19 protein-coding genes are annotated in these 25,680 nt (G+C 65.1%); 6 read left to right on the forward strand and 13 right to left on the reverse strand.

The genetic code is table 11. The annotated features are described in order from the left end of the window. Positions 1-156 precede the first annotated feature (156 nt). Positions 157-903: a BON domain-containing protein gene (locus tag OEW28_RS08485; protein ID WP_263734258.1), complete on the reverse strand. Its 747-nt coding sequence runs from the start codon at positions 901-903 to the stop codon at positions 157-159. Positions 904-1,098: 195 nt separating this feature from the next. Continuing rightward, positions 1,099-1,269 carry a hypothetical protein gene (locus OEW28_RS08490; RefSeq protein WP_263734259.1) on the reverse strand — a complete coding sequence of 57 codons (171 nt, stop codon included), beginning with the start codon at positions 1,267-1,269 and terminating at the stop codon, positions 1,099-1,101. A gap of 1,014 nt (positions 1,270-2,283) precedes the next feature. Between OEW28_RS08490 and OEW28_RS08495 the strand changes: the two genes are divergently transcribed. The 3 genes from OEW28_RS08495 to OEW28_RS08505 all read left to right on the forward strand — a co-directional run bounded on the left by OEW28_RS08495 (position 2,284) and on the right by OEW28_RS08505 (position 9,883). Further along, positions 2,284-6,564: a beta strand repeat-containing protein gene (locus OEW28_RS08495; protein WP_263734260.1), complete on the forward strand. Its 4,281-nt coding sequence runs from the start codon at positions 2,284-2,286 to the stop codon at positions 6,562-6,564. A 78-nt stretch (positions 6,565-6,642) separates the two neighbouring features. Further along, positions 6,643-8,364 (forward strand): type I secretion system permease/ATPase, encoded by a 1,722-nt coding sequence (locus OEW28_RS08500; RefSeq protein WP_263734261.1) that lies wholly within the window; start codon positions 6,643-6,645, stop codon positions 8,362-8,364. A gap of 7 nt (positions 8,365-8,371) precedes the next feature. After that, positions 8,372-9,883, forward strand: a complete 1,512-nt coding sequence (locus OEW28_RS08505) for an HlyD family type I secretion periplasmic adaptor subunit (protein WP_263734262.1) — start codon at positions 8,372-8,374, stop codon at positions 9,881-9,883. Positions 9,884-9,939: 56 nt separating this feature from the next. Here OEW28_RS08505 and OEW28_RS08510 read toward each other — a convergent pair whose 3' ends face one another. Both OEW28_RS08510 and OEW28_RS08515 read right to left on the reverse strand, forming a co-directional pair. Next, on the reverse strand, positions 9,940-11,580 hold the full coding sequence (locus OEW28_RS08510) for a N,N-dimethylformamidase beta subunit family domain-containing protein (protein ID WP_263734263.1): 1,641 nt from the start codon (positions 11,578-11,580) through the stop codon (positions 9,940-9,942). A gap of 5 nt (positions 11,581-11,585) precedes the next feature. After that, on the reverse strand, positions 11,586-14,072 hold the full coding sequence (locus OEW28_RS08515; RefSeq protein WP_263734264.1) for a CoA transferase: 2,487 nt from the start codon (positions 14,070-14,072) through the stop codon (positions 11,586-11,588). Positions 14,073-14,174: 102 nt separating this feature from the next. On the opposite strand from OEW28_RS08515, the gene OEW28_RS08520 reads away from it, so the two are divergent. Both OEW28_RS08520 and OEW28_RS08525 read left to right on the forward strand, forming a co-directional pair. Next, on the forward strand, positions 14,175-15,119 hold the full coding sequence (locus tag OEW28_RS08520) for a GlxA family transcriptional regulator (RefSeq protein WP_263734265.1): 945 nt from the start codon (positions 14,175-14,177) through the stop codon (positions 15,117-15,119). Between the two features lie 182 nt (positions 15,120-15,301). Beyond that, a complete protein-coding gene (locus OEW28_RS08525) occupies positions 15,302-15,754 on the forward strand; it encodes a universal stress protein (RefSeq protein ID WP_263734266.1) in 453 nt (150 codons plus the stop codon). A gap of 35 nt (positions 15,755-15,789) precedes the next feature. Here the strand turns inward: OEW28_RS08525 and OEW28_RS08530 are convergent, their stop codons facing one another. The 9 genes from OEW28_RS08530 to OEW28_RS08570 all read right to left on the reverse strand — a co-directional run bounded on the left by OEW28_RS08530 (position 15,790) and on the right by OEW28_RS08570 (position 24,395). After that, entirely contained in the window at positions 15,790-17,361 is a 1,572-nt protein-coding gene (locus tag OEW28_RS08530) for an oleate hydratase (protein ID WP_263734267.1), read from the reverse strand. Positions 17,362-17,527: 166 nt separating this feature from the next. Continuing rightward, complete coding sequence (locus tag OEW28_RS08535) at positions 17,528-17,920, reverse strand: CBS domain-containing protein (protein WP_263734268.1); 393 nt, start codon at positions 17,918-17,920, stop codon at positions 17,528-17,530. A 175-nt stretch (positions 17,921-18,095) separates the two neighbouring features. After that, positions 18,096-19,058: an FAD:protein FMN transferase gene (locus OEW28_RS08540; protein WP_263734269.1), complete on the reverse strand. Its 963-nt coding sequence runs from the start codon at positions 19,056-19,058 to the stop codon at positions 18,096-18,098. 15 nt (positions 19,059-19,073) lie between these two features. Then, the gene (gene nqrF, locus OEW28_RS08545) at positions 19,074-20,297 is read right to left on the reverse strand and encodes an NADH:ubiquinone reductase (Na(+)-transporting) subunit F (protein WP_263734270.1); all 1,224 of its coding nucleotides are present in this window, start codon (positions 20,295-20,297) and stop codon (positions 19,074-19,076) included. Next, positions 20,294-20,908 (reverse strand): NADH:ubiquinone reductase (Na(+)-transporting) subunit E, encoded by a 615-nt coding sequence (nqrE, locus tag OEW28_RS08550; protein WP_263734271.1) that lies wholly within the window; start codon positions 20,906-20,908, stop codon positions 20,294-20,296. The genes nqrF and nqrE overlap by 4 nt, the downstream gene beginning before the upstream one ends. Continuing rightward, positions 20,905-21,570 carry an NADH:ubiquinone reductase (Na(+)-transporting) subunit D gene (locus tag OEW28_RS08555; protein ID WP_263734272.1) on the reverse strand — a complete coding sequence of 222 codons (666 nt, stop codon included), beginning with the start codon at positions 21,568-21,570 and terminating at the stop codon, positions 20,905-20,907. Before OEW28_RS08555 ends, nqrE begins: the two co-directional genes overlap by 4 nt. A gap of 2 nt (positions 21,571-21,572) precedes the next feature. Further along, entirely contained in the window at positions 21,573-22,367 is a 795-nt protein-coding gene (locus tag OEW28_RS08560; protein ID WP_263734273.1) for a Na+-translocating NADH-quinone reductase subunit C, read from the reverse strand. After that, positions 22,354-23,136: an RnfABCDGE type electron transport complex subunit D gene (locus OEW28_RS08565; RefSeq protein WP_263734274.1), complete on the reverse strand. Its 783-nt coding sequence runs from the start codon at positions 23,134-23,136 to the stop codon at positions 22,354-22,356. The genes OEW28_RS08560 and OEW28_RS08565 overlap by 14 nt, the downstream gene beginning before the upstream one ends. Beyond that, on the reverse strand, positions 23,133-24,395 hold the full coding sequence (locus OEW28_RS08570; protein ID WP_263734275.1) for a Na(+)-translocating NADH-quinone reductase subunit A: 1,263 nt from the start codon (positions 24,393-24,395) through the stop codon (positions 23,133-23,135). Before OEW28_RS08570 ends, OEW28_RS08565 begins: the two co-directional genes overlap by 4 nt. Positions 24,396-24,504: 109 nt before the next feature. Here OEW28_RS08570 and OEW28_RS08575 point away from each other — a divergent pair, with 109 nt between their 5' ends. Then, positions 24,505-25,671, forward strand: a complete 1,167-nt coding sequence (locus OEW28_RS08575) for a cytochrome c3 family protein (RefSeq protein ID WP_263734276.1) — start codon at positions 24,505-24,507, stop codon at positions 25,669-25,671. The last annotated feature ends 9 nt before the right edge of the window (positions 25,672-25,680 follow it).

Below are 25,680 nucleotides of genomic sequence, written 5' to 3' on the forward strand. Positions count from 1 at the left end.
CTGGCAAGACGGGACAGCGCCGCCCTTGGGACGTTGCCCCAGGGCCGCTGACAATGTGCGGGGCACGGCGTGCGCGAAGCCCTTCTGCGAAGTCTGTCAGCGGCCCTTGGCGGGACTGGTCGCAGCCCCGCGTTCAAGCCCCCAGGATTGCGCGCACTAGGATTGCGCGGGAAGGTCGGGCTGCTTGACGCGCAGGTTGTTCTGAACATGCTGCACGCCGCTGACCATATCCGCGCAGTCTTCGGCCCGCCGCTTGGCGTAGCGGGACTGAACGGTACCGTCCAGCGTCACCTCCCTGTCCTTGACCTCGACGGATATGTCCGTCGCATCAAGGGATTCATCGTCGGTCAGCCGATCATTGACGTCCTCGAAAATCCGTTCGTCGGATCGCGTGTAATTCTTCGGCCCGCGGCCCCTGTGATCCATCTCGCGGCGACGTTCCGCCTCTTCGTCGCCGAACCACGACGACACCTCATCTGCCGCGCGCTCGAAGAAGCCGCGTTCTTCATCCCGCGGCCCACGGTGGCGGTAGCGTTCGCGGTAGCCAAGGTCGGCGCCGGGGAAGGCCCAGTCGGCAGCGGGCCGGGTGCCATACCAGCCCCCGGCCAGATATCCGCCGGGGATGCCGCGATAGCCGCCTGCACGGAATCGCTCGTCCCACAACTCCGGGTCCGCGCCGCGACGTCCGTAGGCATCATCGCCTTCCCATCTGCCGCGCCATCCGCGCCGGCCATAGGGGTCGCGGTCGGGGTCTGAGTAATCCTCCGCGTAATCGCCACCCCGGCGGTCGTCCCGGTCCTGACCATAGTAGCCACGAGCCCGATCCCGGCGCTGACCTGGATCCCGCTCGCGATAGAAGTTTTCCTGATTTTCGCGCTCATCACGCCGATGACGTCCATTCATGATGTTTCTCCGGTAGCTCTTCACCGGCTCAACACATGCGGCGGGTCAATGTTCCAAAGCCCCGGCTTCGAGTGATGGAAGCCCGCTGGGCTTGATGGTTTCCCAGGTAAAGGGCCTGCCGCGCCTGCAACGACTGGCGATCGGATGCCTTCCGCCAGCGTTCAAACGTCTTCGTCCGTTCCGCCGGACAACCGATCAGGGCAGGCCTTTGCCGTTTCTCGCCCGCAATGCATCCTGCAGTTCGCGCGCAAGTTCCAACAGCCTTTCAGGTATCTGTTCCTGTTCGATCTCGCTGAGCTTGCGCAGAAGCGCCTCATCCAGCGTCTGGACCGAATGCAGATTGGCGCTGTCATCCTGTCTATTCATCGTCGATCCGACTTCCCACACACGTATCATTACGCAGCAACTTGGGCCTGGATCAATTTTATTGGCTAAAGTTGCTGACAGCGGGGACTGCGGTCCGCGTCCTTTCCACATTCATCCACACCCGCATCGGCGGCGGCGACTTCCTGCGCGGCATGTTGACCAGTCTCGACGTGGCTCCGCTGACCGTGATCATCGTGAACCCGGTTCAGCCCACCAGGGCCGCCGCACGATATGTCAGATATGAAGCGCTACAACTGTGGCTCGTGGGTGCCAGACGCCCTTCTTGGGCTAGGGATTTGCCACCTGGGTCCTGCGCGTGATGAGTTTTCCAGAAATCTCGTGGAGGGCGGTTTACGCCCGCTCTTGCCGCAAAAGATAGGCAAAGTATCTTTTCGCGTTGTTCCGCCGCCGGACAGTTCGCCGCTCTCAAGGGCCTGGCGCAGGCATTGGCTGTTGATGATTCTGGTGATTCGTACTACCTTTCGGTTTGGGAAATCTGTTGTTGCAAGGGGGCTGGCATCAACCGCAGCATAGCTGCGCCGAGTGCGTTCCGGCGTGGGTCAAGCGCCAATGGACTGGTGATAACAACATGGTTGTTGGAGCCATTCGGTCGTTCTTGCCTTTCTTCCTTGTCACCGGTGACATGCATTCCTCCATGCATGCAGGCCGAGCAGACTCTCCCGCAGGGTAATTCAGGCTGATTGAGCGAACGCCTCAAATCGAGCAGGGCTACGCGTTCCTGAGCCAGACTACCAGGGGGAAGACACTATGTCCGAAACGTCGGTCGCCTGTCCAGGCGCGGCTGTCGCGTACGATTCAAAGGCCGGGGTTCATGGCGCCGGGCTTTCAGCGCGATTGAGGGCTCTCTTCTCTTAGATACCGGATTCTTTGTTCGACTGGCTCGGAATCATTGGCGCACCGCCGACGGGGGCAGGTGCGGTGGCGCGCGTCGGCGTCGCGGTCGGGGTTTGCCTGGCCGGATGTTCGAACGCCTTTCCAGATCGGAGCTAGGACATGAGTGATCATCTTATCAGTGTTTCAAGCGAGGAAGTGCATATAGACGAGACGATGGGACTGCAGGACGGTTCCGACCTTTCGCCGCCGCCGGGCGAGGACAACGACGACAACGACGTTGCGGTGGGATCCATACCGGCGACGCTTGCGGCGCGTCTGAACGCCATCACGGGAACCTACGCGAACTCAAGCACCGCCAACCTGATCGAAGCGGCGGTCAGCGACAATGAAGTCATCACCGTCAATGTCGGCCAAAGCTACGACAATCTTGCACTCACGGATTCCGGTGGCGCGCTGCTGAACGACGTGGATAGCGGCCTGACCACGACGGACGGCCATGCGATCCACCTTTTTACCGACACAACGAATGACAACATCGCCTACGGCGTCGACGATGTGACCGGGTTGCTTGTCTTCGTGGTCTATCTTGAAGAGACGGCTTCAGGCGCGAATGTCTGGCTGGCGCTTTACGACAGCCTTACCCAGCCGACCAATCCGAACAGTTTTGACGAAGCCGTTGATCTGACGAACAAGATCTACGTTTCGGCCTTTGACGAGGTCGATTTCAGTTTCGACAACGCGCCTCCGGGCGACAACCTGTTCATGGCGTTCTCGAACAACGGCGGCGCACAGACGATCGTCGTGACCGGGCGCGATCCTGCGAACGAGTCCGAGGGGGAAAACATCTCCTCTGGCGACACTGCGAACACCAGCGGCCAGACCAGCGTCAGCCTTGGGACCAATGGCCAGCAGTTCAAGGCGGGCGAAGGCATGTTTGTGACCTTTGTCACGGGCATGAACCCGGATTATGTCGCCGGCCCCGCCCCTGGACCGGATGGTGCGCCCCTGTCACAGACCGAGGCTGACGTCGAGGCCAACATCGACTTCACCGGCTTCCTGGCGGCGACCTCGGCGGAGTTCCTGATCTCACAGGTAAATCCGGGCAACTCGTCGACCAGCGTCATGATCCAGATCACCGCTTTCCTCTCGGACGAGGCGGATCCGCTTGACGAGGCCGGGGTGAACTTCGTCGACGAACTCCACGATGACACGCCCATCGTGATCACGGATGTCACCATCAACGGCGCCGCCGCCACCTGGAGCTATGTTGACGCCGGGAACCACGCCCTGGGCGTGATCGTCGAAGGCGTGGTCGATGGCGACATGGTCCAGTACACGACGGCGGGCGACCACACCCGCGTCCTGATCGAGAACGCGCAGCCGACCTCGGGCAAGGGGTCCAACATTTCCTTCGACCTTGGCGGATTCAACCTGACGCAGGTTGCCAGTGATACCGAGGAAGTCGGCTCGAAGATGTTCTTCGAAGATGACGGCCCGCAGGCTGATGTCGCTGCTGACGGCACCGAACCCGGAGCCGCCTACCTGTTCGACGGCAACCAGGCCAGCGGTAACTTCGAAGGGGATAACGGAACCGGCTTGCCGACGGGCGACGACCCGCGAGACGGTTCGCCGACATCCGTAGACGTCGATTTCAGCGGCGCGTTCAGCGCCACGACTTCAACGGGTGAAGACGACGAGGGCGCTTCGACCTCAACGGCCTTCTCTCTTGTGCTGAGCGCGGCGACCGGCTCAACCGTGCAGTTCGGCGGCGCTGACCTGCAAAGCGGCGGCACCGATGTGGTGTGGGAAGAGGTGACGGCAGGCGTCGCATACCGCGGCGTGCTTGACGGCACCTCGACCGAGGTCTTCAGCCTTTCGGTGAACACGACCACAGGTGTCGTGACCTTCAGCCAGTCGATGGTCTTCGACCACGGCACCAACGACTCTGGCCCGTTCAGCACAGACATACTTCTGCTGGACGACAACCAGATCGCGGTGCGGCAGACGACGACGGTCACGGACGGTGATCTGGACGAGGCATCGGATTACGCCGACGTTGATCTTGGCGGCAACTTCGGGGTTGGCGACGACGGGCCGACGGCGGACGTGACGCTGTCGGGCTCTGAGCCGGCGGTGAAATATGTCTTTGATGGCGATCTGAGCGGCGGCAACTTCCAGGGGAACAACGGAACTGGTGTGCCGACAGACGATGAAGCCAGTGATGGCTCGCCATCTCCCAATTCGGTCAGCTCCGACTTCAGCACCGCCTTCGGTGGCACGGCTACGACCGGCGCGGATGGCAACGGTTCGATCACGCCGAGCTATTCGCTGATTCTGGATGTCGCGACGGGCACCCAGGTTCAGTTCAATGACGGGTCGTCGGATATCGGCCTGACCAGCGGCGGCATAAACGTGGTCTGGGACGATGACGGTGGCAGCGGCGACTATATCGGCATTCTTGCTAGTGGCCCGGATGCCGGCGACGAGGTGTTCCGGATCAGTGTCGATGGCAGCGGCAACGTCACCTTCACCGAAACGCTGGTCTTCGACCACGGCACCAACGATTCAGGGCCGTTCAGTACCGATCTGCTGACACTCTCCGACAACCAGATCAGCGTGCAGAAGTCCGTGACCGCGACCGACAGCGAGGGTGACACCGCTTCGGACAACGAAAGCGTTGATCTTGGCGGCAACTTCGGCGTCGGCGACGACGGGCCGACGGCGGACGTGACGGTTGTCGCCTTTGATCCGGCGACGAAGTACACGTTCGACGGTGATCTGACCGGCGGAAACTACCAGGGCAATAACGGAAGCGGGCTGCCGACAGGCGACCAGGCTGCTGACGGCTCGCCGTCACCGAACGCTGTGACCACCAGCTTCAGCGGCGCTTTCGGCGGATCCGGCACGACTGGCGCAGACGGGAATGGATCCGTGACGCCAAGCTATGCGCTGGTGCTTGGGGCCGGCCTGTTGGGTACGCAGGTCGAATTCAATGATGGATCCTCGGACATCGGCCTGACCAGCAACGGCGTCAATGTCGTGTGGGATGATGATGGCGGCAGCGGCGACTTCATCGGCCTTGCCGGCGCGGTCGAGGTGTTCCGGATCAGCGTGGACGGCAGCGGCAACGTGACCTTCACCCAGTCCGAGACCTTCGACCACAACGAGGCGGATACCGGTCAGCCCTACACCACGGATCTGCTGACGCTGTCGGACGGACAGCTCAGCGTGCAGAAGTCGGTGACTGCGACCGACAGTGAAGGCGACACCGCCACGGATTCCGATAGCTTCGACCTTGGTGGCTACTTCGGTGTCGGGGATGACGGGCCGGCGATCACGGTGAACGACATCACTGGGATCGACTTTGACGACACCTTCCCCGTGGATGGCGTCTGGGCCCACAGTGCCGGTGCTGACGGGTTCACGTCCCTGTCGATCAACTTCGACAGCTATTCGATCGGCGGTGGCTCAGCCGTCGACGTGGATTCGTCCCTGGGCACGCTGACGGCACCGAACAGCGGGACCGACTTCGTCTACAACGGCTCGCTGATGGCCGACTTCACCGACGACGGCGTCGCCAATCTCCAGACGGTGAACTTCTCGCTGACCTTCGAGGATGACGGCACTTACGAGTTCGACCTGACGAAGCCGCCGGGAACGGTCACGACCTTCGACACGACCCAGGGGACGCTGGACGCCGGTGGACCGGATCCCGTCCGTTCGCTTTTCTTCGGCGGAGACCTGGGCGCGGGGAATGACGACATCGTGTTCTTCGCCGTCGTGCCGACCGCAACGATCGCGAATGGCGATGCGGCCATCAACAGCATCCTGGATCTCGTGGAACTTGGAGCGCCGGACCGGGATGAGGCCGAGCTGGAAGGTCTGAATGTTCCGGCCCTGATCAACGCGGGGACGACGCTGAATGTGTCCTCGTCGGGGATCGGGTTCGCGTCCAACAACGTCAACGGCGCGGACGAAGGGGAAGGAACAGGCGCCTTCGCCGGAACGACGATCACATCGGGTGACCAAAGCTTTGTCGTGAACCCGGAGATCCTGGTCGACAAGGTCACGGTCCATGTCTCCAACACGGTTGGCGGATACGACATGGATGACGAGGATCTTTACATCACCGTCTATTACGCGGACGGGTCGACATCGGGTCCGATGCTGGTGGATGGCCTGAACTACAATGATGTGAAAAACCCGGCCGACGACACGTTCTATGTCGAGGCCCCCGGCGACAACAAGATCGACGCGATCCAGCTGACTGTGGGCGTCGGGAGCATGAAGATCCCGGTGATCGAGTTCGAGGTCGAGAACGAATTCGATCCGCAATCGCTGGATCTGAACTTCACGGCGACGCTGGTTGATGACGACAACGGCGACAATGACAGCAGCTCGGACGCGTTCTCGATCCAGATCGACGAGGCCGTCGCCTGACCGCCTTGCCGGGCCCGCCCTTTCTGGGGCGGGTCCGCCTTTGTTTCTTGCGTATCGCGTTATTGGTAGGATGTGCACATGCCCGAGACATCGAAGGATGCCCGCCTGGACAAGACGATGGGGGCGGTCAGACGACTGTTCCCGGCCCTTGTCGTTCTCAGTTTCCTTGTCAACCTTCTGCTTTTGGTCAGCGCGCTCTACATGCTTCAGGTCTACGACCGGGTGTTGTCCAGCGGCTCTCTTGATACGTTGGCCTGGCTCACAGTCGGGGCGCTTGCGGCGCTGGTGATCTACGGCGTGCTTGAATATGCGCGCAAGGTCATCCTTGGCCGGGCGGCCTACTGGCTTGAGATCGAACTCAGCGCCCCGGTGATCCGCCGCGCATTGGCCGGGCGGCTCGCGGGCGAGGGCCCGAAGGCCAGCGTCACCGACGTTGCCGACCTGCGGTCCTTCGTCGGCGGCGATGCGATGCTGGCCTTTCTGGATGCCCCCTGGTCGCCGATCTTTCTTGCCTTCATCTGGTTGGTGCATCCCGTGCTTGGGATGATCGCCGTCGGTGGTGCCGTGGTGCTGTTCGTGCTTGCGGTGATCAACGATTTCGTCACGCGCAAGCCGCAACAACAGGTGGGCGCCGAGCTTCGGCGCAGCCATGCAACCGCGCAGCAATATGTCGACGGCGCCGAGACGGTCAGCCCGCTTGGCATGGCGGAAACTCTGCTATCGCATTGGCAGAACCGGTACGAGGCCGCCCGCTCAGTCCAGACGCGGCTTGGCGAGCGGACCTTCGCGATCCTCAGCGGTTCGCGCTCTGTCAGATTGGCTTTGCAGGTGATGATCCTGGGTGCTGGTGCCTACCAGGTTCTGGCCGGGCAGTTGACCGCTGGCGGAATGGTCGCAGCGGCGATCATCCTGAGCCGCGCGCTCGCGCCGATCGAACGTTCGATCGGGGCGTGGCGGGGCTTCGTGGCGGCGCGTGCCGCCTATCGGAACCTCAAGGCCGCCTTCGCCCGAAACGACGTGCCCGAAGGTTCGCTGACGCTGCCGCGGCCGGCCGGCAGGCTTTCGGTCGAGAACGTCTTTTGCCTTGCCCCTCAATCGAGCTCGTTGATCCTTGAGGACATCAACTTTGCGATCGAGCCCGGCCAGGTCTGCGGCGTGGTCGGCCCTTCGGGGTCGGGCAAGACCAGCCTTTGCCGGTTGCTGGTCGGGGCATGGCGGCCGGTGCGCGGCCACGTTCGCCTGGACGGCGCCGATGTCAGCGCCTGGAACCCCGAGGAACTGGGCCCCTACCTGGGCTATCTGCCGCAGGAGGTGGAACTTTTCCCCGCCACCGTCGCCCAGAACATCGCCCGGATGCGCGATGTCGACAGCGAAACCGTGATCATGGCAGCCCGGCTTGCCGGGGTGCACGAGATGATCCTGCGCCTGCCTTCGGGCTACGACACAGACGTCGGGCTGCACGGTGGTCGCCTGTCGGGCGGCCAGCGCCAGCGGCTGGGCCTTGCCCGCGCGCTGTTCGGGGATCCCGCGCTTGTCGTTCTGGATGAGCCGAACTCAAACCTCGACAGCAATGGCGAACAGGCGCTCATGGCGGCGATCGGCCATCTGAAGGCGCGCGGCACGACCATCGTCATGGTGACCCACAACGCCGCTGTTCTGCGCGCCACGGACAAGATCCTGGCGCTAAGGGAGGGCAAGGTCGCTGCCTTCGACGACCGCGACCAGATCTTGCGGATCGGCCGCGGAGAGCAGCCGAAGCCCGGAGGCAAGAGGGTCGGCAAACTGAGACCAGCGGAGTGACATCGACATGTTGGAGTATCTGAGTGAACGCTGGAACAGCCTCGCGCTTGAGGCGCGTTGGCATGACCTGGCAGCCGACCTTCAGTCGCGCACCGAATGGAGCGCGCGGCTTGATCCGAAGCAGTTCGAAATTGCGCTGGCGGGTGCGATCGGGCTTGCCGCGCTGGCGCTTTTCGCGCTCGCCATCTGGCTGTGGCAGCGGCGTGTGCCGCGAAGCTTTGCGGGTCGTGCGGGCCTCGGGCGTTTGACGCGCGGCCCACGCTGGATCGGGTATGCCGCGGCTTTGCTTCTTGCGCTTGGCATCGGCGGCTGGGCCGCGGTGGCGCCGCTGGCCAGCGCTGCCGTCGCGCATGGCGTGGTCAGTCCCGATGGAAGCCGCAAGACGATCCAGCATCTGGAAGGCGGGATCATTCACCAGATCCACGTTCGGGAAGGCGATGACGTCGAACCTGGGCAGGCGCTTGTGACGCTGGAAAACATTCAGGCGAGGGCCCGGCACGATGAACTGCTGGAACGTTACTATTACCTGCTTGCGACCGAGGCGCGGCTTGTCGCCGAACAGCTTGGCAAATCCGAAATCGTGTTCCCCGAGGCGCTGATCACTGCGTCGGACGCCAAGGCGCAGGGCGCCATGACGGGGCAGCGCGACCTTCTGGCAAGCCGTCTTTCGGCGCGCGCGGGGCGCAACGATATCCTGGCCCAACGCGTCAGGCAGCTTGAGGAACAGAACAACGGCCTGCGCGAGATGATCGCTGCGCGCGACGCGCAGCTTGACTTCATCGTGCAGGAAATCACCGCCACCGAACAGCTCTTGAAAGGGGGGCTTTCCACGCAGACCAAGCTTCTTGCGCTGCAGCGCGCGCGTGAGGAAATCCGCGCCGAGCGCGCGGCCAATCGCGCCCAGATCGCCGGAAACATGGAAAAGATCGGTGAGACAAGGATCCAGATCCTGACCCTGAAGGAACAGGAAACCGAGCAGGCCAGCGAACAGTTGACCGAGGTTCGGCGCGCCCTTGGAGAGGTCCGCAGCGAGCTGCCGTCGCGCCGTGATGTGCTTGAACGCACCGTCATCCGCTCGCAGATCGCGGGAACCGTGATGAACGTGCGCGTGACGACCGAATCCGGCGTGCTGGAGCCGGGTCAGCCCATCCTCGACATCGTTCCTGCCGACACAGACCTTGTCATCGATGCCAAGCTTCGACCGGTGGACATAGACAGCGTCCGGCCCGGAATGCACGCGCGGGTCCTGCTGACCGCGTACCGCCAGCGCAGCCTGCCGCAGATCCATGGTCAGTTGCGCTCGGTCTCGGCCGACCGCATCACCGAGCCCCGCACCGGTGAAGCCTATTTCCTGGCGAAGGTCGTCGTCGACCCCGATGAACTCTCGGTGTTGCCCGACGTCAAACTGAATCCGGGGATGCCCGCCGACGTGATGATACTGACCGGCGACCGCACGCTTTTCGAATACCTCGCGCGACCGCTGAGCGAGTCGCTTTGGAGGAGCTTCCGCGAGAAATAGGAAGAGTCGCGGCGGTTGGTTCATCCCAGACGGCACCGCTGGCCGCATGGATTCGATCACTCCGCCCCGAAGCGATCCAGCACGTTCTTCGATATTCGCGTGACCTGCGGGTCGCGTCGTAGAAGACCGGCGACCCATTCGCAGGTGGCTGCGTTGAACACCTCTCCCTGTCCCCGTTTCCAGTGGATCATGACGCCATTGCCTCGGGCGGCCCTGGCCCGCGTCTCGGGCGTGTCGGCGCCGTCGATCACCTTGGCGCGGAACGCCGCGTCATCCCAGCCGATGTAGCGCGTTTCGCCCCATGTGCCGTGATCGGACTCCACGTTGGCGGCCAGTCCGACGGCAAGCACCTGGATCGCCGGATCTGCCCCATCCGCCCCGGTGGCAAAGGGGAGCCCGTCCCTGAATACGAGGTCAAGCCCGTCCACCTCGTAGCCGAAGACGCGTGACCCGGTCCCCAGGGTGTCGCCATATCCCAATCCCGTGCCGGCAAAGGCCCAGTGTTCGGGACGATAGACCGAGTAGCCCGCGCCCCGGCCCGCGCAGTTGCCAAGACCGGCGTAGACGCCGCGCAGCGCATTAGCGCCGAAGGTCTGGCAGCCTGGGCGGCTGACCGGTGCCGCTTCCCATGCGCCGGTGACGCGGGCCGCCTGCGAAGTGCCCGCAAGGGGATCCTGGTCGAGAGCGGCGTACTTGTAGCAAACCTGTTGCCGGCCCTCGCCCTCGATCCGCACCTGCCACAGGAAGTTACCCGCAAAGCGCGCCACCCTGCCGCCGGCATCGACGTAACCGTCGACCGCGTCGCGCATCTCTGCGCTCCAGTATTCGTCGTGACCGACGAAGATCAGGCAGCGGTAGCGGTCAATCAGCGACGGGTCCCGGTGCAGGTCGTGCAATGTCGCCATCTCGACGTCGTAGCCCTCTGACTCGGCCCAGCGTGCGAAGTGCCGTTCGTAGCTTGCCCAACCCGCCGAGGCGAATTTCTTGGAATAACCGTAGGCATAGGCCCATTCCATGTAGGGATAACGAACCATGTCGCCCGGTCGCGGCGGCCGGTCGGGCAGGGCCCTGGGCGCGCCGTCCGGCAGCTTGCAGAACCCGCGAGTCCATGGTCGATCAAGCGACAGGACGGGTGAGTACGCATTGCCCTCCGGTCCCGCTATGCCTTCATAAGCGTTCGATCCACCCCAGCAATTGTAGGCGACCCAGGTGCCGGTGGCGCAGACCATCAGGTAAGGCGCCGCCGCAAGGTGGGACGCGCGGCGCACAAGGATCAGGTGATGTTCCTCGACCATGTCATCGCCACTGCGGGCGCGAAAGGTGATCAGATATCCTCCGGGGCGCCAGTCCGCGGGGATCGTCAGGCTATGCTCGACCGGCCAGCCGCAGCCCGTCACCGAGCAATCGGCGGGTGTCGCGTGATGCCGTCCCGGCAGGCCGTCGATCTGGTACAGAGGTTCATAGGTTACGCCGTCGCGGCCGATTTCGAGGTCCCAGGTCTCGGCCGTGGTTGAAACGTGCAGTGCGACACGGTCGCCCGGCATATAGGTCATGCGGTCGGAGTATCCCCAGATTTCAAGCACTTCGGCGTTGCGTGCGGGGCCGATGTAGTAATGGTCCAGGATATGGCGCGCGCGGGCCCGGGTGCGCGGGGTGATCGCGGGGCCGGGCCCTTCGGTGGCGGGATCGATTGTCATTCGAACTACTCCGGCAGATAGCGCGACGACCAGCCTTCGGACGCCGAACCCGCCTGTATCATGGCGTCCATCTGGTCGCTGTCACAGCCCGCCCGTTGCAGGACCTCGCGCGTATCGGCGCCGTACTTTGGGGCGTGGCCCGGCACGATGATCGCCGCGCGTTCCGGTCGCACCGCGTTTGGCGCCACAAGGTCGACCCAGCGGCCCATGGGATGTCGGTCATGACGTACGGCGCGAAAGGTGGCCTTGCGGATGTCGGGTGGCCCATCGCTTTCCAGCACCAGCGACGCATCCCGGGTCGCGTGGAGCGAGCCGAGCGGAACGATGCCCACCGATCCGCCCGCAAAGTCCGCGACCCAGTCGGCGATGGGGCGGGTGGCCAGACGCTCGGCCAGCGCCGCCGCCAGTTCGGCGTCGCCCGACATCGTGGCAAGGTCGGCCAGCGCAGGAATCCGCGCCAGCGCCGCCGCGCGTTCGGTCGGCGCCGCGAAGAACATCCAGCCGTCGGCGGCGCGGTAGCAGCGGTAGAAAGCATCCCAACCCAGGGCCTCCCGGCCGGAGGGTTCGTTCCAGGGACCGCGACCTGCGAAATCGTACATGAACTGCGCCTGGATCATCTCGCCCGCCGCGGCAAGGGCCGCGCGGGCCAGGCCGCCGCGTCCCGTCATGCGACGCCGTTCCAACGCCGCACCCAGCGAGACACAGGCGCAAAAGCCCGTCAGGACGTCGATCGTTCCGAAGTGCGCGTGTTCCTCGGGTGTTTCCATGCCGCCGCCGAAACGCAGCATCACGCCCGTCGCGGCCTGTGCAAGGTCATCGTAGCCAAGATGATCCGACTTCGGCCCCCGGCGCGGCCCGCCGAACGCATCGAGCTGGACAAGGATCAGCGCCGGATTGATCGCGGCCAGCCGATCCGGAGACAGGCCCAGTGCGTCACGCTGCGCGTCGGTGCCGTTCATCGTCACGACATCGGCCCCGGCGATCAGCTTGTCCAGCACGCGGCGACCATCCTGGCATGACAGGTCAAGCAATACACTTTCCTTGCCGCGCTGTGCCTGCAGGCCGAAGACGACGGCGTTCCACGGATCGACCGACGGATCGACAGGCTGGACATGCGTGACTTTTGCCCCGAACCGCGCGAGCGTCGCGCCGATCGTCGGCCCGGCGATGACGTTCGTCAGGTCCACGACCTTCACGCCGTCAAGCCATCCCGTTTGCGCGCCGGACCCATCCGCTGGCCCGCGTGGAGCCTCGGCAAGAATTGCGTCAAGCTTCGGGCGCAGGTCATCCGGCACCGGACCCGGCCGCTTGTCCGTCGCGGCGGCATCATCCGCCAGCCAGGCGACATTGCCCATCTGCCGCATCCGGCCGTGGCGCGGATCATCGACCTCCAGCACCAGGCCCGCAGCCAGCGCGTGCGGGTCGGCCAGCCATTCGGCAGAGGTCCGCTGCGCCGTTCCGGGGGCCTTGGCCGCGCCAAACAGCGCCTCCCATTCCGTCGAGGGACGGGTCAGGAACGCCGCTTGCATGGCATCGGCCACGCGCGCGCGATCGGCGGGACCAACGGGGAAGTTCCGCAAAGCCCAGTCCGCAGGCCATTCCGACCGGTCGAGGTAGGCGTCGAAATCCGGCAGGCTTTCGGCCAACGCGTGCAAGCCGAGAACCTCAAGCGCGCGGCGCTGATGGCCCTTGATCGAGCACGACACGACGTAGAAGCCGCGCCCATCGGCACACATGTAGGTACGGTAGAAAGGATCGAGCAGCGACCAAAGGTCCGCGAAGGCCAGATCCAGCGGCAAGCCTGCCGCCGCGCGCCGGTCTAGTTCAAGCTCTCGCGGGGACTTGTAGCGGTCAGGGTAGGCTTCGACCTGCTCCGAATTGTAGACCAGTCCCTCGAACAGCGCCGAGGCCAGCGGGACCTCGATATGGTCCCCGCCATTCCGGTCCCGCGCGCCAAGCGCGAACAGGACCGACATCGCCCCGAACGCGGCGCCGTAGGCGGACGCAAGGCCAAGCGGCGTGAACGACGGGTTGATCCCCATGAGCCTGCGGTTCAGACCCATGTCGGTGAACTGCCCGGTCCGCGCGGCGATCACCGCCTCCCACGCCGGAAGGTCCGCGAATTCGGGGTCGGCGGATGCGAAACCCGGAAGCGAAAGCGACACGATCGCAGGGTTCGCCTGCCGCAAGGCAGCGGGGCCAAGTCCCAACCGCTCCATCACGCCGGGGCGGAAATTCTCGATCACAACGTCGGATCGTGCAGCGAGGTCCAGCGCCTTTTGCCGCCCGTCGGCCGTCTTGAGGTCCAGCACCACAGAGCGCTTTCCACGCGACAGCATGTCAAAGGCCGGGTCCTTCCACCTGGGCCCGCCGGGCGGGTCGATCCGGATCACCTCGGCCCCCATGTCGGCAAGGATCATCCCCACCATCGGCCCGGCAAGGAAGTGTCCGAAGTCAAGCACGCGCAGATGGGACAGGGGGCGGGACGTCATTCTTGGCAGACCTTTCAGGTTCCGGCGCACAGCGCGCCCACAGCAACACTATGCTTGCGCCGCGCGCCGAGATTGACCAAAGCTGCCAGTAATGTGACTGATATGGACAATTCAACGATGCCGTTTCGCGTTGCCGTCCTGCTGTTCGAAGATTTTTCGAACATGGTTCTGTCCTGCTTGATGGAGCCGCTGCGCGTGGTGCGCGACCAATCCGGGGTGGATCTGGCCTTCGTGGTTCTTACGGCAGGCGACCGCAGTGTCGGCAGTTCCAGCGGTCTGCGCGTCGCCCCTGACACGACGCTTGCCGCCGCAGGCGCGTTCGATCTGTGCCTGCTTGTCGGTGGGGATCGCTTTCGCGAGGCTGCCGTGGATCCGGACCTGCGGCGAAACCTTCGGCCGATCAGACGCTCTGCCTTCGTCATCGCCGCGGACACCGGTGCCTGGCTCATGGCGGCGGCGGGACTTCTGGAAGGGCGATGCGCGACGCTGCACTGGCATCTTGTCGACGAGTTCGCCGAGACATTTCCCGGCGTTTCGGTCAGCAGCGACCGGCATGTGCGTGACGGGAACCTCTGGACCTGCGGCAGCGCGGCCACCGGACTGGATCTGATACTTGCCTTCATTCGCGACAGGTTCGGATCGACCGCCGCCTTCGAGGCCGAAGCGATGTTCCTGCATGACAGTGCCCGTCAGGCCACCGATCCGCGCTTCGGCCCCGGCTTGCGCGGGCGAAGCTCGGAGAAGCTTCGAAGGGTCGTCGCGCGGATGTCCGCCACGATCGAGGCGCCGCCAACCCTGTCCGAGCTCGCGCGCGGTGCGAACCTGTCCGAACGCAGCCTGAACCGGCTGTTTCACCGGGAGCTTGGCCAATCACCCGCGCGCTATCTTCAGTTCCTGAGGCTGGCACGCGCGCGCGATCTTGCAACGCATACCGACCTCGGGCTTGAGGAAATCGCGCTACGTTGCGGATTTTCCAGCGCGTCCGCGCTTTCGCGGGCTTTCGCAAAACGCACCGGGACGCCGATCAGGCGCGCCATGTCACCGTGAAGTGGCCCCGTCCGCTGCCTACGCCCCCGCTTGGCGCGGCACGATCGGCCGAACGAAGTTTACCTGCTCAAACGAACTGCTATAGGTTTGAAACGAGCGGCGGCTTGGCCACCCTGGCCCGGCACATCCACGACATCAGGGCAGCGCCCCGGACGTTCAAATATGCGAAGGGAGACATGAGGATGATTGAGAAGCTTCTGGTTGCGGTCGACGGATCCGGCCACTCTCTCAAGGCGGTCGAATACGCGGCGGAAATCGCTGCCGCCTGCGATGCCACGCTGCTCATCCTCACGGTCATGAGGCCACGCCAGGCTCCGAAGGTTTCGGAGGAACTGCGCAAGTACGCCCAACTGGAACAGATCGCAGGTGCCGAGTACGAGGCGGTGAAGCTGCTTTCGCGCGAGCTTTTGTCAGAGGCAGAAGACATCGCGCGGAAGAATGGCGCCAGGAACATCACGAAATCGGTCGAGACCGGACCGGTTGCCCGTACCATCGTCGAGGTCGCCAAGAAGAGCGAGGCGAGCATCATCGTCATCGGCTCACGTGGTCTTGGGAACATCGAGGCGACACTGCGCGGGGGCGTTTCCCACCGCGTCGAACTTCTGGCGAAGTGCCCGGTGCTGACGGTCAAGTAAGGCCGTTCCCGGCGGGCGATCGCAACGCTGGCGGGCTACACACCTATCAGGACACGCGCGGCACCGAGCAGGACCTTGGGGTCCCGGTCCGTTCGCGCGACGGGCGGGGGCGGTTCGACCCTGCCGGTCAAGCTCGCGACGGCCGTGCGGGCGGAGCGGACCGAATACTCAACCGTGAAGACGCAGTCGCGCGGCAACTCGCAGAACTGGCCGATGACGGCAAAGTTGCGCGCGCCGTCCGGGCGCACGTCGGGGCGGTCGCCTGGACGGCGGGGCATGAACTCACTGGTGATGAAAGGCATCCGGCATGGAACAACGCGCGCGTCCGCGAACCAGGCCTGCTGCTCGGGTGTCAGCCTGAGATGGCCGAAGAGTTCGGTCAGGATCTCACTCCCATTCGCCTCCCACATCGGTTTCTTCGTGAAATTGCCCGGTCGTTCGCCGCGCAGGCCGTATCCCCAGAAAACATAAGTGCCGTGTTTCTGCCCGCGAAAATGGGGTTGGTGAAAAAGGACGATGGACAGTGTCCAGTCCGAATCCGCGAACGTCACCAATCCCCCGGTGCCCGTCCGGTTGTTGGTGAAATCCTCCATGAACTCGAAGAAATCGGGACCGTTCAGCGTTACGGTGAAGGAATGCCACGCGGTCTTGTCGGGATCGCCGCAAAATACCTCGGGGCGACCAAAGCCCTCGTGCCCGGCCGCCAGTTTCCGCCACAGCGACCAGGCGCCACCCAACTGGTCGTCAAGGCTGGGCGCGCGGTCGTTCGATCCTGTCACTGAGGCATCGGTCATCGACCCAAGGGTAAGATAGACTTGGTCGCCTTCACCGATCGCCACCGTATCGCCGCTTGCGAGAACCAGGGCGGTGACACGGCGATCGTGACGCGTTCCTTCGATCTTTGCGTCGGTCACCTGCGCGCCGGTGCGGACGCGCACGCCGCGTTCCCGCAACCAGCCCAAAATCGGCGCGATCATGGAATCGTACTGGTTGTAACGCGTGCGCAGCACACCGGAGATGCGGGTGAAGCCTGGAAAAAGATGAATGAAGCGGCGAAGGTAGCGGCGCATCTCGACCGCCGAATGCCAAGGCTGAAACGAAAACATCGTTGACCACATCAGCCAGAAGTTGCTGTCAAGAAAGCCTGGTTTGAACCAGTCCTCGATGGATCGTGCCCCAATCGACCGTTCCGTGTGCAGGATCAGACGGTTGATGTCCACGATGTCCCGCGCCGCAAGCGTCAGGTCATGGCGGTCACTGGCGGGCCTGCCGTTGCGTACGATCCGGCAATTGGCAGAACCGGGCACCATTCGATTGAATGCAAGGATATCATCCGCTGCCGACACCTTGGGATTGTCCGGCGAAGGAATGGAACGCAAGAGGTCGAAGGTGCAGGCGAAATGTTCCTCGAACATCCGGCCGCCACGAACCAGATAGCCGGTTTCGGCGTCTCCGGTGCCGTCCAGAGAGCCGCCCGCGACCTGCCTTTGTTCGTGGATGTGGATGGCCCGTCCATCGACTCCGGCATCGCGCACCAGAAAGACTGCGGCTGCCAGGCCCGCGATGCCGCCGCCCACGATGTGATACTGTGCTTGCGCCGGTTCCATCCTGCAGTCGTCCCGTGTCGTTCCTGAAGACCTGCACATGATGCCACTTCTGTTCCACTTTGCGGCGAGGCGAATTGTAGCATCTCGCCCTCGGCAGCCTTGCCTGTCCACCGCGCCATGTCGCCGGGTTTCCGCGGGGCAGGGGCGCCGCCGCGCGGATCATCGGTCAACCGATCCGGGAAAGCAGGGCCAGCACCTCAGAGCGGTTCAGCACACCCAGCAGCCGTCCCTTTTCCAGAACCGGCAATATCCGGTGCGGATGGGACAGGAACATCTCGGCGGCCCGCACCAGGTCGTCGTCCGCATCCACAGTGATCACCTTCGCCGACATGTAATCGGCCACCTGGCCCTTCCATTCCTGATAGTAGCTCGCGTGAAGTGCCGGGCGGAAGCAGTCCTTTTGCGTCAGGATTCCTTCCAGGCTGCCGTCGTCCCTCAGGACCGGCAGGACCTCAGCCGCTTGCTCGACCATCATCGCGATGGCATTGCGGATCGGCAGGTCCCGGGACACCGTCGGGCAGTTGGTGCGAACGATCGACCGGACAAGGTATTCGCTCACGCTCCGTCCTCCTGAGGTTCGCGCCTCCGGGCTATCGGGCAGTTCGCGCAGCGGCCGCTGGGCAGGCAGGACGCGGCGCCGCAGCTGGTCTTCGCCGGTCCGCGCCCAAGCACAAGACCCAGCCCGATGCCGAGGGCGGATGCAGCGAAGATCGCGATGGACAAGAGGGTTTCGATCATAGCAGCAGCTTTGCGATGTCTCCGGTCCGGACTTGGCGCGGGACAGGGTCGTCGCCGATAAGGAAAAGCGCCGAAACGCCCCGCGCCCGTGCCAGCGCTGGCCCTGCCTCGGCCCCGGCGGCGAACAACGCCGTGGCCCAGCCATCGGCGGTCGTGGCGTCGTCGGCGGTGACCGTGACCGACCTGAGCTGCCCTGACGCGGGCCGTCGCCGTGCCGGGTCGATGATGTGCCCGCTGATCGTGTCGCCGACACCGTAGCTTTGCGCCTTGAGGCTTGACGTGGCCACGGCCCGGCCAGAGGGCAGTTCCAGCACGGCGGTCGGCGGGGCGTCCGCCGTCGGATGCTCGACCGCCACGCGCCAGGGGCGTCCGGACGGGTGGCTGCCAAGCACCGCAAGTTCTCCTCCCAGATCCATGATCAAGCAAGCCTGGTCCGCCGCTCTTGCAATCGCGATCGCCCGGTCCAGGGCCCAGCCCTTGGCTATTCCGCATAGGTCGAGTGTCAGGCCGCTGTCGTCCTTGGCGACGGCCTCTTCCCCGATGCTGACGCCCCGCCAGTTCGGCGCGCCACCGGTGATGGGGCCGAAGCCCCACTGCGCGACCAGCGGCCCGACGGTCGGATCGAAGGCGCCGCCGCTTTCTGCGGCAAGTGCCAGCGCGGCGGCGATCACCCGCGCGGTGTCGCGGCCGACCCTGCTTGATCCGGCGGGCGCGGTGTTGAAACGGCTGATCTCGCTGTCCTTCCGCCATGGCGACATCTGGCGGTCGACCTCGGAGAATGCCCGCTCGATCGCCGGGCGCAGCCGCTCAAACCCGCTGCCGGCGGGACCGGTGATCCGCCAACTTGTGCCGAAAGCAGAGCCATGGAACGTGTGGACCGCCTCGGCGCGACCCGCCGTGGGCCACAGAAGCGCAGCCCCGACAAGACCTAGCGTCTGCCGTCGCGTGGGTTGGATCATCGTCCTTCGCATGGCTCAGACTCCGAAATCGTCATTGTAGATCGAACTTGGCTCGACACCCAACCTCTTGAGCGTGGCAAGCACCGCCGAGATCATCACCGGCGGTCCGCAAAGGTAATACTCGCAGTCCTCGGGTGCAGGGTGCTGTCGCATCGCGTCCCACAGCGTATTGTGTATGAACCCTGTCCGCCCGGTCCAGCGGTCGCCGGGCGCCGGGTCCGACAGGGCGGGCGTCCAGGTGAAATTGGCGTGGTGCTTGGCCAGCGCATCGAACTCGTCGGCGTAGAACAGGTCTGCGGCGCTGCGCGCGCCGTAAAAGTACCGGATGACGCGCGACGTGCCACCGGCAAGTTCCTGGTGGATCATCGCGCGCAGGGGCGCCATGCCGACCCCGCCGCCGACGAAGACCATGTCGCGCGAAGTGGGCTGGACGTGGAAGTCGCCGAACGGGCCCGACGCATCGACCTTGTCGCCCGGCCTGAGCGAAAAGAGCCAGGAAGATACGATCCCCGGCGGCACCTCACGCTCCCGTCCCGCCGGAGGAACGGCAAGGCGGATGTTGAACACTGCCTGACTGGCGTCCTGCGGGCGGGATGCCAAGGAATAGGCCCGTGTGACGGGTGCGTCCGAGGCGACCGAAAGGCGCGTCCAGCCCGCGATTTTCCACGCCTCGCGGAACGCGTCCGGCACCTCCAGGGTCGAGAAGTCCAAAGCGTAGGCGGGCGCGGTCAGTTGCATGAAGTCCCCCGCGCGGAAGCCGTGGTCGCGACCGGGAGGCAGGTCCAGCACGATCTCTCGGATCAGCGGAGCGAGCATGCGCGTCGCGGCGACGCTGCAGGTGAAGCCGCCGCCCGCGCTGAGGACGCTGTCGGGCACCCGCACCGCGCAGTCGCCGCGCAGGCTGGTCTGGCAGGCCAGCCGCACATGCGCCCGCCGCTCGGCTGCCGAAAGCACCCCGCGTTCGGTCGCCTGCGGCGCTCCGGCTCCGGCACCTTCGACGACGACGCGGCAAAGGCCGCAACTTCCCTTGCCGCCGCACGGCGACGGTATCGCGATCCCCGCGTCCAGCAGCACCGGAAGCAGCTTGGTCCCGCGATCCGCGGACAGGTGTGTGATGCCGTTGACGGTGACGTCTACACCGCCCTCGGGGATCAGTCGCCGGCGCGCCGCCAACAGGCCAAGCGCCAGGCCAAAAACCAGCAAGACGATGGTGACGCTACCAATCGCGATTTCGGTCATTGCGACGCCGCCATCTGCGCGAAGGACGAAAAGCCAAGCGACATCAGCCCGGCAAGGACGAAGGTGATACCCAGGCCCCGAAGACCCGCCGGCAGCTCGGCATAGGCCAGCCTGGACCTGATCGCGCCGAGCATGACCACCGCCACGCCGAAGCCCGCGCCGCTGCCCAGCCCGAAGACGGTGGATTGCGCGAAGGTGTAGTCGCGCTCGACCATGAACAGGCTGCCGGCAAGGATCGCGCATTGTACCGTCAAAAGCGGCAGGAAAACACCAAAGGCGGCGTGGATTGCAGGGAAGTAACGGTCCAGCAGCATTTCCAGGAACTGCACCACGGCCGCGATCACGCCGATGAAGGCGATCAGCGACAGGTAGGACAGGTCCAGGTCCGGCAGACCCGCCCAGCTCCAGGCGCCGGGTGCCAGAAGACCCTGGTATATCAGCATGTTCAGAGGCACGGTGATGCCCATCACGCCGGTGATCGCGACGCCCAGACCGATCGCGCTTTCCGGCCGTTTCGAAAGTGCGACGAAGGTGCACAACCCAAGGAACAGCGCCAGCGGCATGTTGTCCACGAACGCAGCCGACAGGAAAAGGGTCCAGAGATCGGTCATTCCGCCGGCTCCCCGGTCGGGGGCGGCTCGTGCTCGGGCGCTTCGGCCTGCTCGGGCAGGGCGGACCGGATCGCCCAGACCAGCAGACCCAAAAGAAAGAAGGCCGAGGGCGCAAGCAGCATCAGCGGCAGCGGCGTGAACCAGCCGCCCTGGTCCGAAAGCGCGAACACCTGATATCCCATCAACTCGCCCTTGCCGAACAGTTCGCGCGCCGCGCCGATGACAGTCAGCACCAGCGAATAGCCCAGCCCGTTGCCGAAGGCGTCAACCATCGCCGGGACGGGCGGATTGTGGCGTGCGAAAGCCTCGGTCCGGCCAAGGACGAGGCAGTTGGTGGTGATGAGCGCCACGTAGACCGACAGTGCCCGGCTGATTTCCGCAAGATAGGCCCGCAGGAGCTGGTCGATGACGATCACCAGCGAAGCGATGATGACGATCTGCACGATCAGGCGGATCGTGTCCGGAATATGCCGCCGGATCAGGCTGACCGCGCCGGCGGAAAGCGTCATCACGACAGTCAGGGCGGCCGACATGGTCAGCGCCGTGGGCAGCGAGGTCGTCACCGCCAGCGCAGAGCAAAGCCCCAGGATCTGAAGCGTCACGGGGTTCTGCCGCACCAGCGGGTCGGTCAGTATGGACCAGAAGTCGAAGCGCCCCGCCATCGTCAGAACTCGCCCCGCCGGATGGCTTCAATCAGGGGGCCGTAGCCCTCGGGCCCAAGCCAGAACCGGACCATGCGGGTCACCGCGTTGCTGGTGCGGGTCGCGCCGGTGATGCCGTCGACCTCGTAACTGGTGGAGGCCGGCCCGCGGGCGACGGAAAAGCGGATCGTGCCTTCGCTGTCCCGGACTTCTGTTCCCGGCCAGCTTGACTGCCAGGAGGCCTCGTCGATCCGTCCGCCCAGGCCCGGCGTTTCGGAATGGCGTGTCACCGCGATGCCGGCGACCGTGTTCATGTCGCCGCGCAGCGCCAGGATCGCCTCGATCCGGCCGTTGTAGCCCTGTCCCGCGATCGGCAGCAGCACGAGCGAGACCTGGTCCCCCTCGCGCAGCAGGAAGACCTGCGCGAAGTCCGGGCGGTGACCCAGGCCGGCGATGTCACCGCCGGAGTCGAGCGCCGACCAGTTCCCCGGATCGTCCAGCGCGGCCGCAAGACTTTCGGGCGTCACATCGCGTGCCGCGCGGCCCGTTTCAAGGTTCACGACGACGGTCGACAGCGTTCCGCCGGATTGTTCCAAAAGCGCCGACATGCCGGGGATGCCGCGCACGAGCGATTCGATCCGCGCCTGCTGTTCGGCTGCGCGGTTCGCGGCCTGGATCGGGCGCAGGATCACGGTCGCCCCGCTGACCAGCGCCGCGCAGATCGCGGAGACCAAGAAGGCGACGATCAGCGTCTTTGTCCGGCTCTCGTTCGGAAGGGCAAGAAATCGGCGCCAGGGGTTGCGGTCAGGGCCTGCCATGACGCCTCCTTCTTTGTGCCCGCCAGAGCGCGATGGCAGCCTCGTCCAGCAAGGGCGCGGCAAGGGACGCAAGCAGCGCCGCCGACACCGCGATTTGCACCGGGGCCGCGCCGGACCAGCCGGTCGCGAAGAGCGTCACCAGCAGCGCGTAGACCACCCCGTTCAGCCAGCGGCCAAGCGCGGTTGCGGCGCTGGTCACGGGATCGCCGACCAGCAGCACCAGCACAACCGAGGCGGCGGGTAGAACCTCGCCCAGGTCAAGTCCCAGGGCCAGCCCCCCGGCGCCCGCCAGTGCGGCGCCAAGGATCACGGGGCCCGGCATCACGCCCAGGGTAATGCCGATCAGGGCCGCGGGGATTGCCGCCCAGGCCACGGGAAGCAGGATTTCTGGCCAGTCAAAGCCGGGAAAGCCGAAGCCCAGGAACGCCAGGGCGACGCTTGAGGGGTTCACCACATTCCGGCCCCAGCCGCCGAACACCAGTTCGCCCATTACTGCGCCGAAGCTGACGCCAAGGATAAGGGGCAACGGCCCAAGCTCCCTTGGCGCCAGCATCGCGATGGCAAGCGCGGTCGCCACCGCCGAAAGCGACGGCGCCTGCGCGCGCAGCAGCAGAAAGACAAGCTGCCAGATCGCCAGGATCAGCAGGATCAACAGCAGGGACAGCGCCGCGTCGCCGCCTTCGAACCAGATCCAGATCAGGGCGAGGGGAAGATAGGCCGCGACAAGCAGGATGGCGACCGTCTCTCTGTCCCAAAGTCCGCGCCTCATGCCGCGAACTCCTTTTCGATCCGGTCAAGCATTCCCCGCAGCAGATCGGCAAGTCGCGCCTGGCCACCCAGGATATAGTCGGCCAGCGCCAGGTCCTCTTCCAGAAGTGACAGGACGCCAAGCGCCATCGCGGCCTCATCGTCACCCGATGTCAGCGCGCGCACCAGCGCAGTTGCGGGAAGTGCTGCGCCGAAGGCTTGCGTCAGGGCCGCCGTGGGTATGACCGGCGCGGGCCGCGCGGAGCGGGCCATCGCGGCCCAAAGCCAGTGCCGACGCGCTGGCGCATTCTCGCGCGGCATCACGCTGACCTGTCGATCGCGCGCGCCCAGCCAATGCGCCTGCCGGCCGTCAAGCGGCGAACCCGACAGCAAGTCGTGCGCGCCGGGCAGGGCCAGGCGATAGGTCAGCCCCCTCAGGTCCGCGCCGGGCTGGGTGCGCAGCAGGCGACTTTCACGCAGCGCCGGACCGGCGACGTGAACCAGTCGCGTTTCCGGCGCCATTTGGGTGTCCAGCAGTTCGCCCAAGGCCGCCACGTCCTCGGCATGGATGTCCCAGACGGGGGTGGCGATCCCGGCCGGGAACAGATCGTGGATGCGCAATCCCGGCAGCCCCTGCGGGTGGCGCGGACCGCAGTTCACGACCCGCAAGCGGTCACCGCCGGGCCGACCGTCGAACAGCTTCGGCCCCGGGGACTGGCAGACGAAGACCGGCCCCTCGGTCAGGCCCGCCAGCGCGTCCAGTCCTTTTGCAAATGACTCCTGCCGGTTCTCCAGCGCCAGCCTCGGATCGACGGCCAGCGGGCGCGTGTCGGCGGCCATGACCACGATCGCCTTGGGGATCTCGTCCGGGGCGGGCATTCCCCCGAAGGGCCGCCGGCCCAGCAGCGGCCAGAACCCGGCACCTTGCATCAAGCCCCGCACCGACCCGCCGTCGGCAAGCTTGTGCGCCACACGGTCGCCGCCGGCTTCGTGAAACAGAACGATTTCGGACAGTCGGTGTCCGGGCAGCATGCGGACGTGTGCCACCCGTGCGGGCATCGGCGCAACCAGTGCGGTCCCCGCGTGGTCCCGAAGCCTGGCGACCGGCGCGCCTTGCGCGACGACGGCACCCTCATCGGCCAGGGACACCACGCGCAGCGGTTCTCCCGGCGGCCCGACGACGCCCGCTTCCTCGGTGATTTCGAGGCGTATCTCCGCGTCGGCGCGCGGTGCGGACGGGAATGGCGGCGACAGCCCTGAGCCAAGGGCGAGGTTTGGCATCTTCTCTCCCGAATACCAACGTTGCCGGTCCGGCACATTCGCCTTCGAACCGTAACATGCTTGCATTTGATTGGAAGAGGCGGAAAATTGAACGCGGAGTACCATTGCAATGCAAGTTCGCTTATCGGTCCATGTCATCGGTGTTGGCGCGATCGTCGCGGGGGGCATCCTTGCCGCCAGCACGCCCAGCATCTCGCAGGAAGGCGGCGCCCCTGATGCAGGGGTGCCATATGTCCTGCCCCAGTCCGGCCCCTTCAATCCCGAGGACATCGCGATTGAAAACAGCCAGGCGATCACAGACTGGTATCGGTCCGCTCATGCCGACCAGGCGGCCGAGGCTTTCCGGCATTGGGACGCGGACGAAGAGATCCGCCCTGTCTGCGCCGTCTGCCATTCAGGCGAGGGCTTTCGCGCCTTCCACGGGCTGGACGGAAGCGCGCCGGGCATTCCGGACAAGCCAATCCCGACCGGCGGTGTGGTCGACTGCGGCACCTGCCACAACGCGGGCCTGTCCAAGGTGAACGAAATCGCCTTCCCCAGCGGCCTGATGCACCCGGTCGAAGGGGTCGAGGCCGCCTGCCTTACCTGCCATCAGGGCCGCACGGCAGGCGTGTCTGTGGCGAACGCGGTCGCGGGCAAGAACGACGATCAGCCTGATCCGGAGCTGAGCTTCATCAATCCCCACTACGCCACTGCGGCGGCGACCTGGCTTGGCGGCTACGCGGCGGCCGGCTTCCACTACGAGGGCCAAACCTACTCCGGGCGGTTCTTCCACGCGCGACCGGTATCGACCTGCAATTCGTGCCATGACCCGCATTCCCTCAAGGTGGAATTCGAAACCTGCCTGACCTGCCACCAAGGCACCGAACCCTCAGATATCCGCATCTCGCGGCAAAGCTACGACGGCTCGGGCGATACGTCGGTCGGGATCAAGCGGGACATCGACAACAATGCGGCGCTGTTGCTGGACATGGTCCGCGAATACGCCGCAGACATCGCGGGCGTGCCGCTTGTCTATGACGGCAACCGCCACCCTTATTTCTTCGCTGACGCGAATGGCGACGCGATGGCCGATCAGGCCGAGGGCCGTCCCGTCGTCTACAACGCGTGGACACCGCGAATGCTGCGCGCGGCTTACAACTGGAAGCTCGTCACCGCAGATCCGGGGAACTTCGCGCACAATCCGCCCTATGCGCTGGAACTGCTTTACGACGCCATCGCCGACCTTGCCGGACCACTTGGCGTAGACATGGAACGGCTGAATCTTCTGAGGTAGCCAACGATA

Source organism: Albidovulum marisflavi, assembly GCF_025751435.1.
GTDB lineage: Bacteria > Pseudomonadota > Alphaproteobacteria > Rhodobacterales > Rhodobacteraceae > Albidovulum > Albidovulum marisflavi.

Coding starts and splice junctions, on each gene's coding strand:
- OEW28_RS08490 (WP_263734259.1), bottom strand. CDS start 1,269: ATGAATAGACAGGATGACAGCGCCAATCTGCATTCGGTCCAGACGCTG.
- OEW28_RS08570 (WP_263734275.1), bottom strand. CDS start 24,395: ATGCCAAACCTCGCCCTTGGCTCAGGGCTGTCGCCGCCATTCCCGTCC.
- OEW28_RS08520 (WP_263734265.1), top strand. CDS start 14,175: ATGGACAATTCAACGATGCCGTTTCGCGTTGCCGTCCTGCTGTTCGAA.
- nqrE (WP_263734271.1), bottom strand. CDS start 20,908: ATGACCGATCTCTGGACCCTTTTCCTGTCGGCTGCGTTCGTGGACAAC.
- OEW28_RS08515 (WP_263734264.1), bottom strand. CDS start 14,072: ATGACGTCCCGCCCCCTGTCCCATCTGCGCGTGCTTGACTTCGGACAC.
- OEW28_RS08555 (WP_263734272.1), bottom strand. CDS start 21,570: ATGGCGGGGCGCTTCGACTTCTGGTCCATACTGACCGACCCGCTGGTG.
- OEW28_RS08495 (WP_263734260.1), top strand. CDS start 2,284: ATGAGTGATCATCTTATCAGTGTTTCAAGCGAGGAAGTGCATATAGAC.
- OEW28_RS08525 (WP_263734266.1), top strand. CDS start 15,302: ATGATTGAGAAGCTTCTGGTTGCGGTCGACGGATCCGGCCACTCTCTC.
- OEW28_RS08575 (WP_263734276.1), top strand. CDS start 24,505: ATGCAAGTTCGCTTATCGGTCCATGTCATCGGTGTTGGCGCGATCGTC.
- OEW28_RS08565 (WP_263734274.1), bottom strand. CDS start 23,136: ATGAGGCGCGGACTTTGGGACAGAGAGACGGTCGCCATCCTGCTTGTC.
- OEW28_RS08510 (WP_263734263.1), bottom strand. CDS start 11,580: ATGACAATCGATCCCGCCACCGAAGGGCCCGGCCCCGCGATCACCCCG.
- nqrF (WP_263734270.1), bottom strand. CDS start 20,297: ATGACCGAAATCGCGATTGGTAGCGTCACCATCGTCTTGCTGGTTTTT.
- OEW28_RS08530 (WP_263734267.1), bottom strand. CDS start 17,361: ATGGAACCGGCGCAAGCACAGTATCACATCGTGGGCGGCGGCATCGCG.
- OEW28_RS08505 (WP_263734262.1), top strand. CDS start 8,372: ATGTTGGAGTATCTGAGTGAACGCTGGAACAGCCTCGCGCTTGAGGCG.
- OEW28_RS08540 (WP_263734269.1), bottom strand. CDS start 19,058: ATGATCCAACCCACGCGACGGCAGACGCTAGGTCTTGTCGGGGCTGCG.
- OEW28_RS08485 (WP_263734258.1), bottom strand. CDS start 903: ATGAATGGACGTCATCGGCGTGATGAGCGCGAAAATCAGGAAAACTTC.
- OEW28_RS08560 (WP_263734273.1), bottom strand. CDS start 22,367: ATGGCAGGCCCTGACCGCAACCCCTGGCGCCGATTTCTTGCCCTTCCG.
- OEW28_RS08500 (WP_263734261.1), top strand. CDS start 6,643: ATGCCCGAGACATCGAAGGATGCCCGCCTGGACAAGACGATGGGGGCG.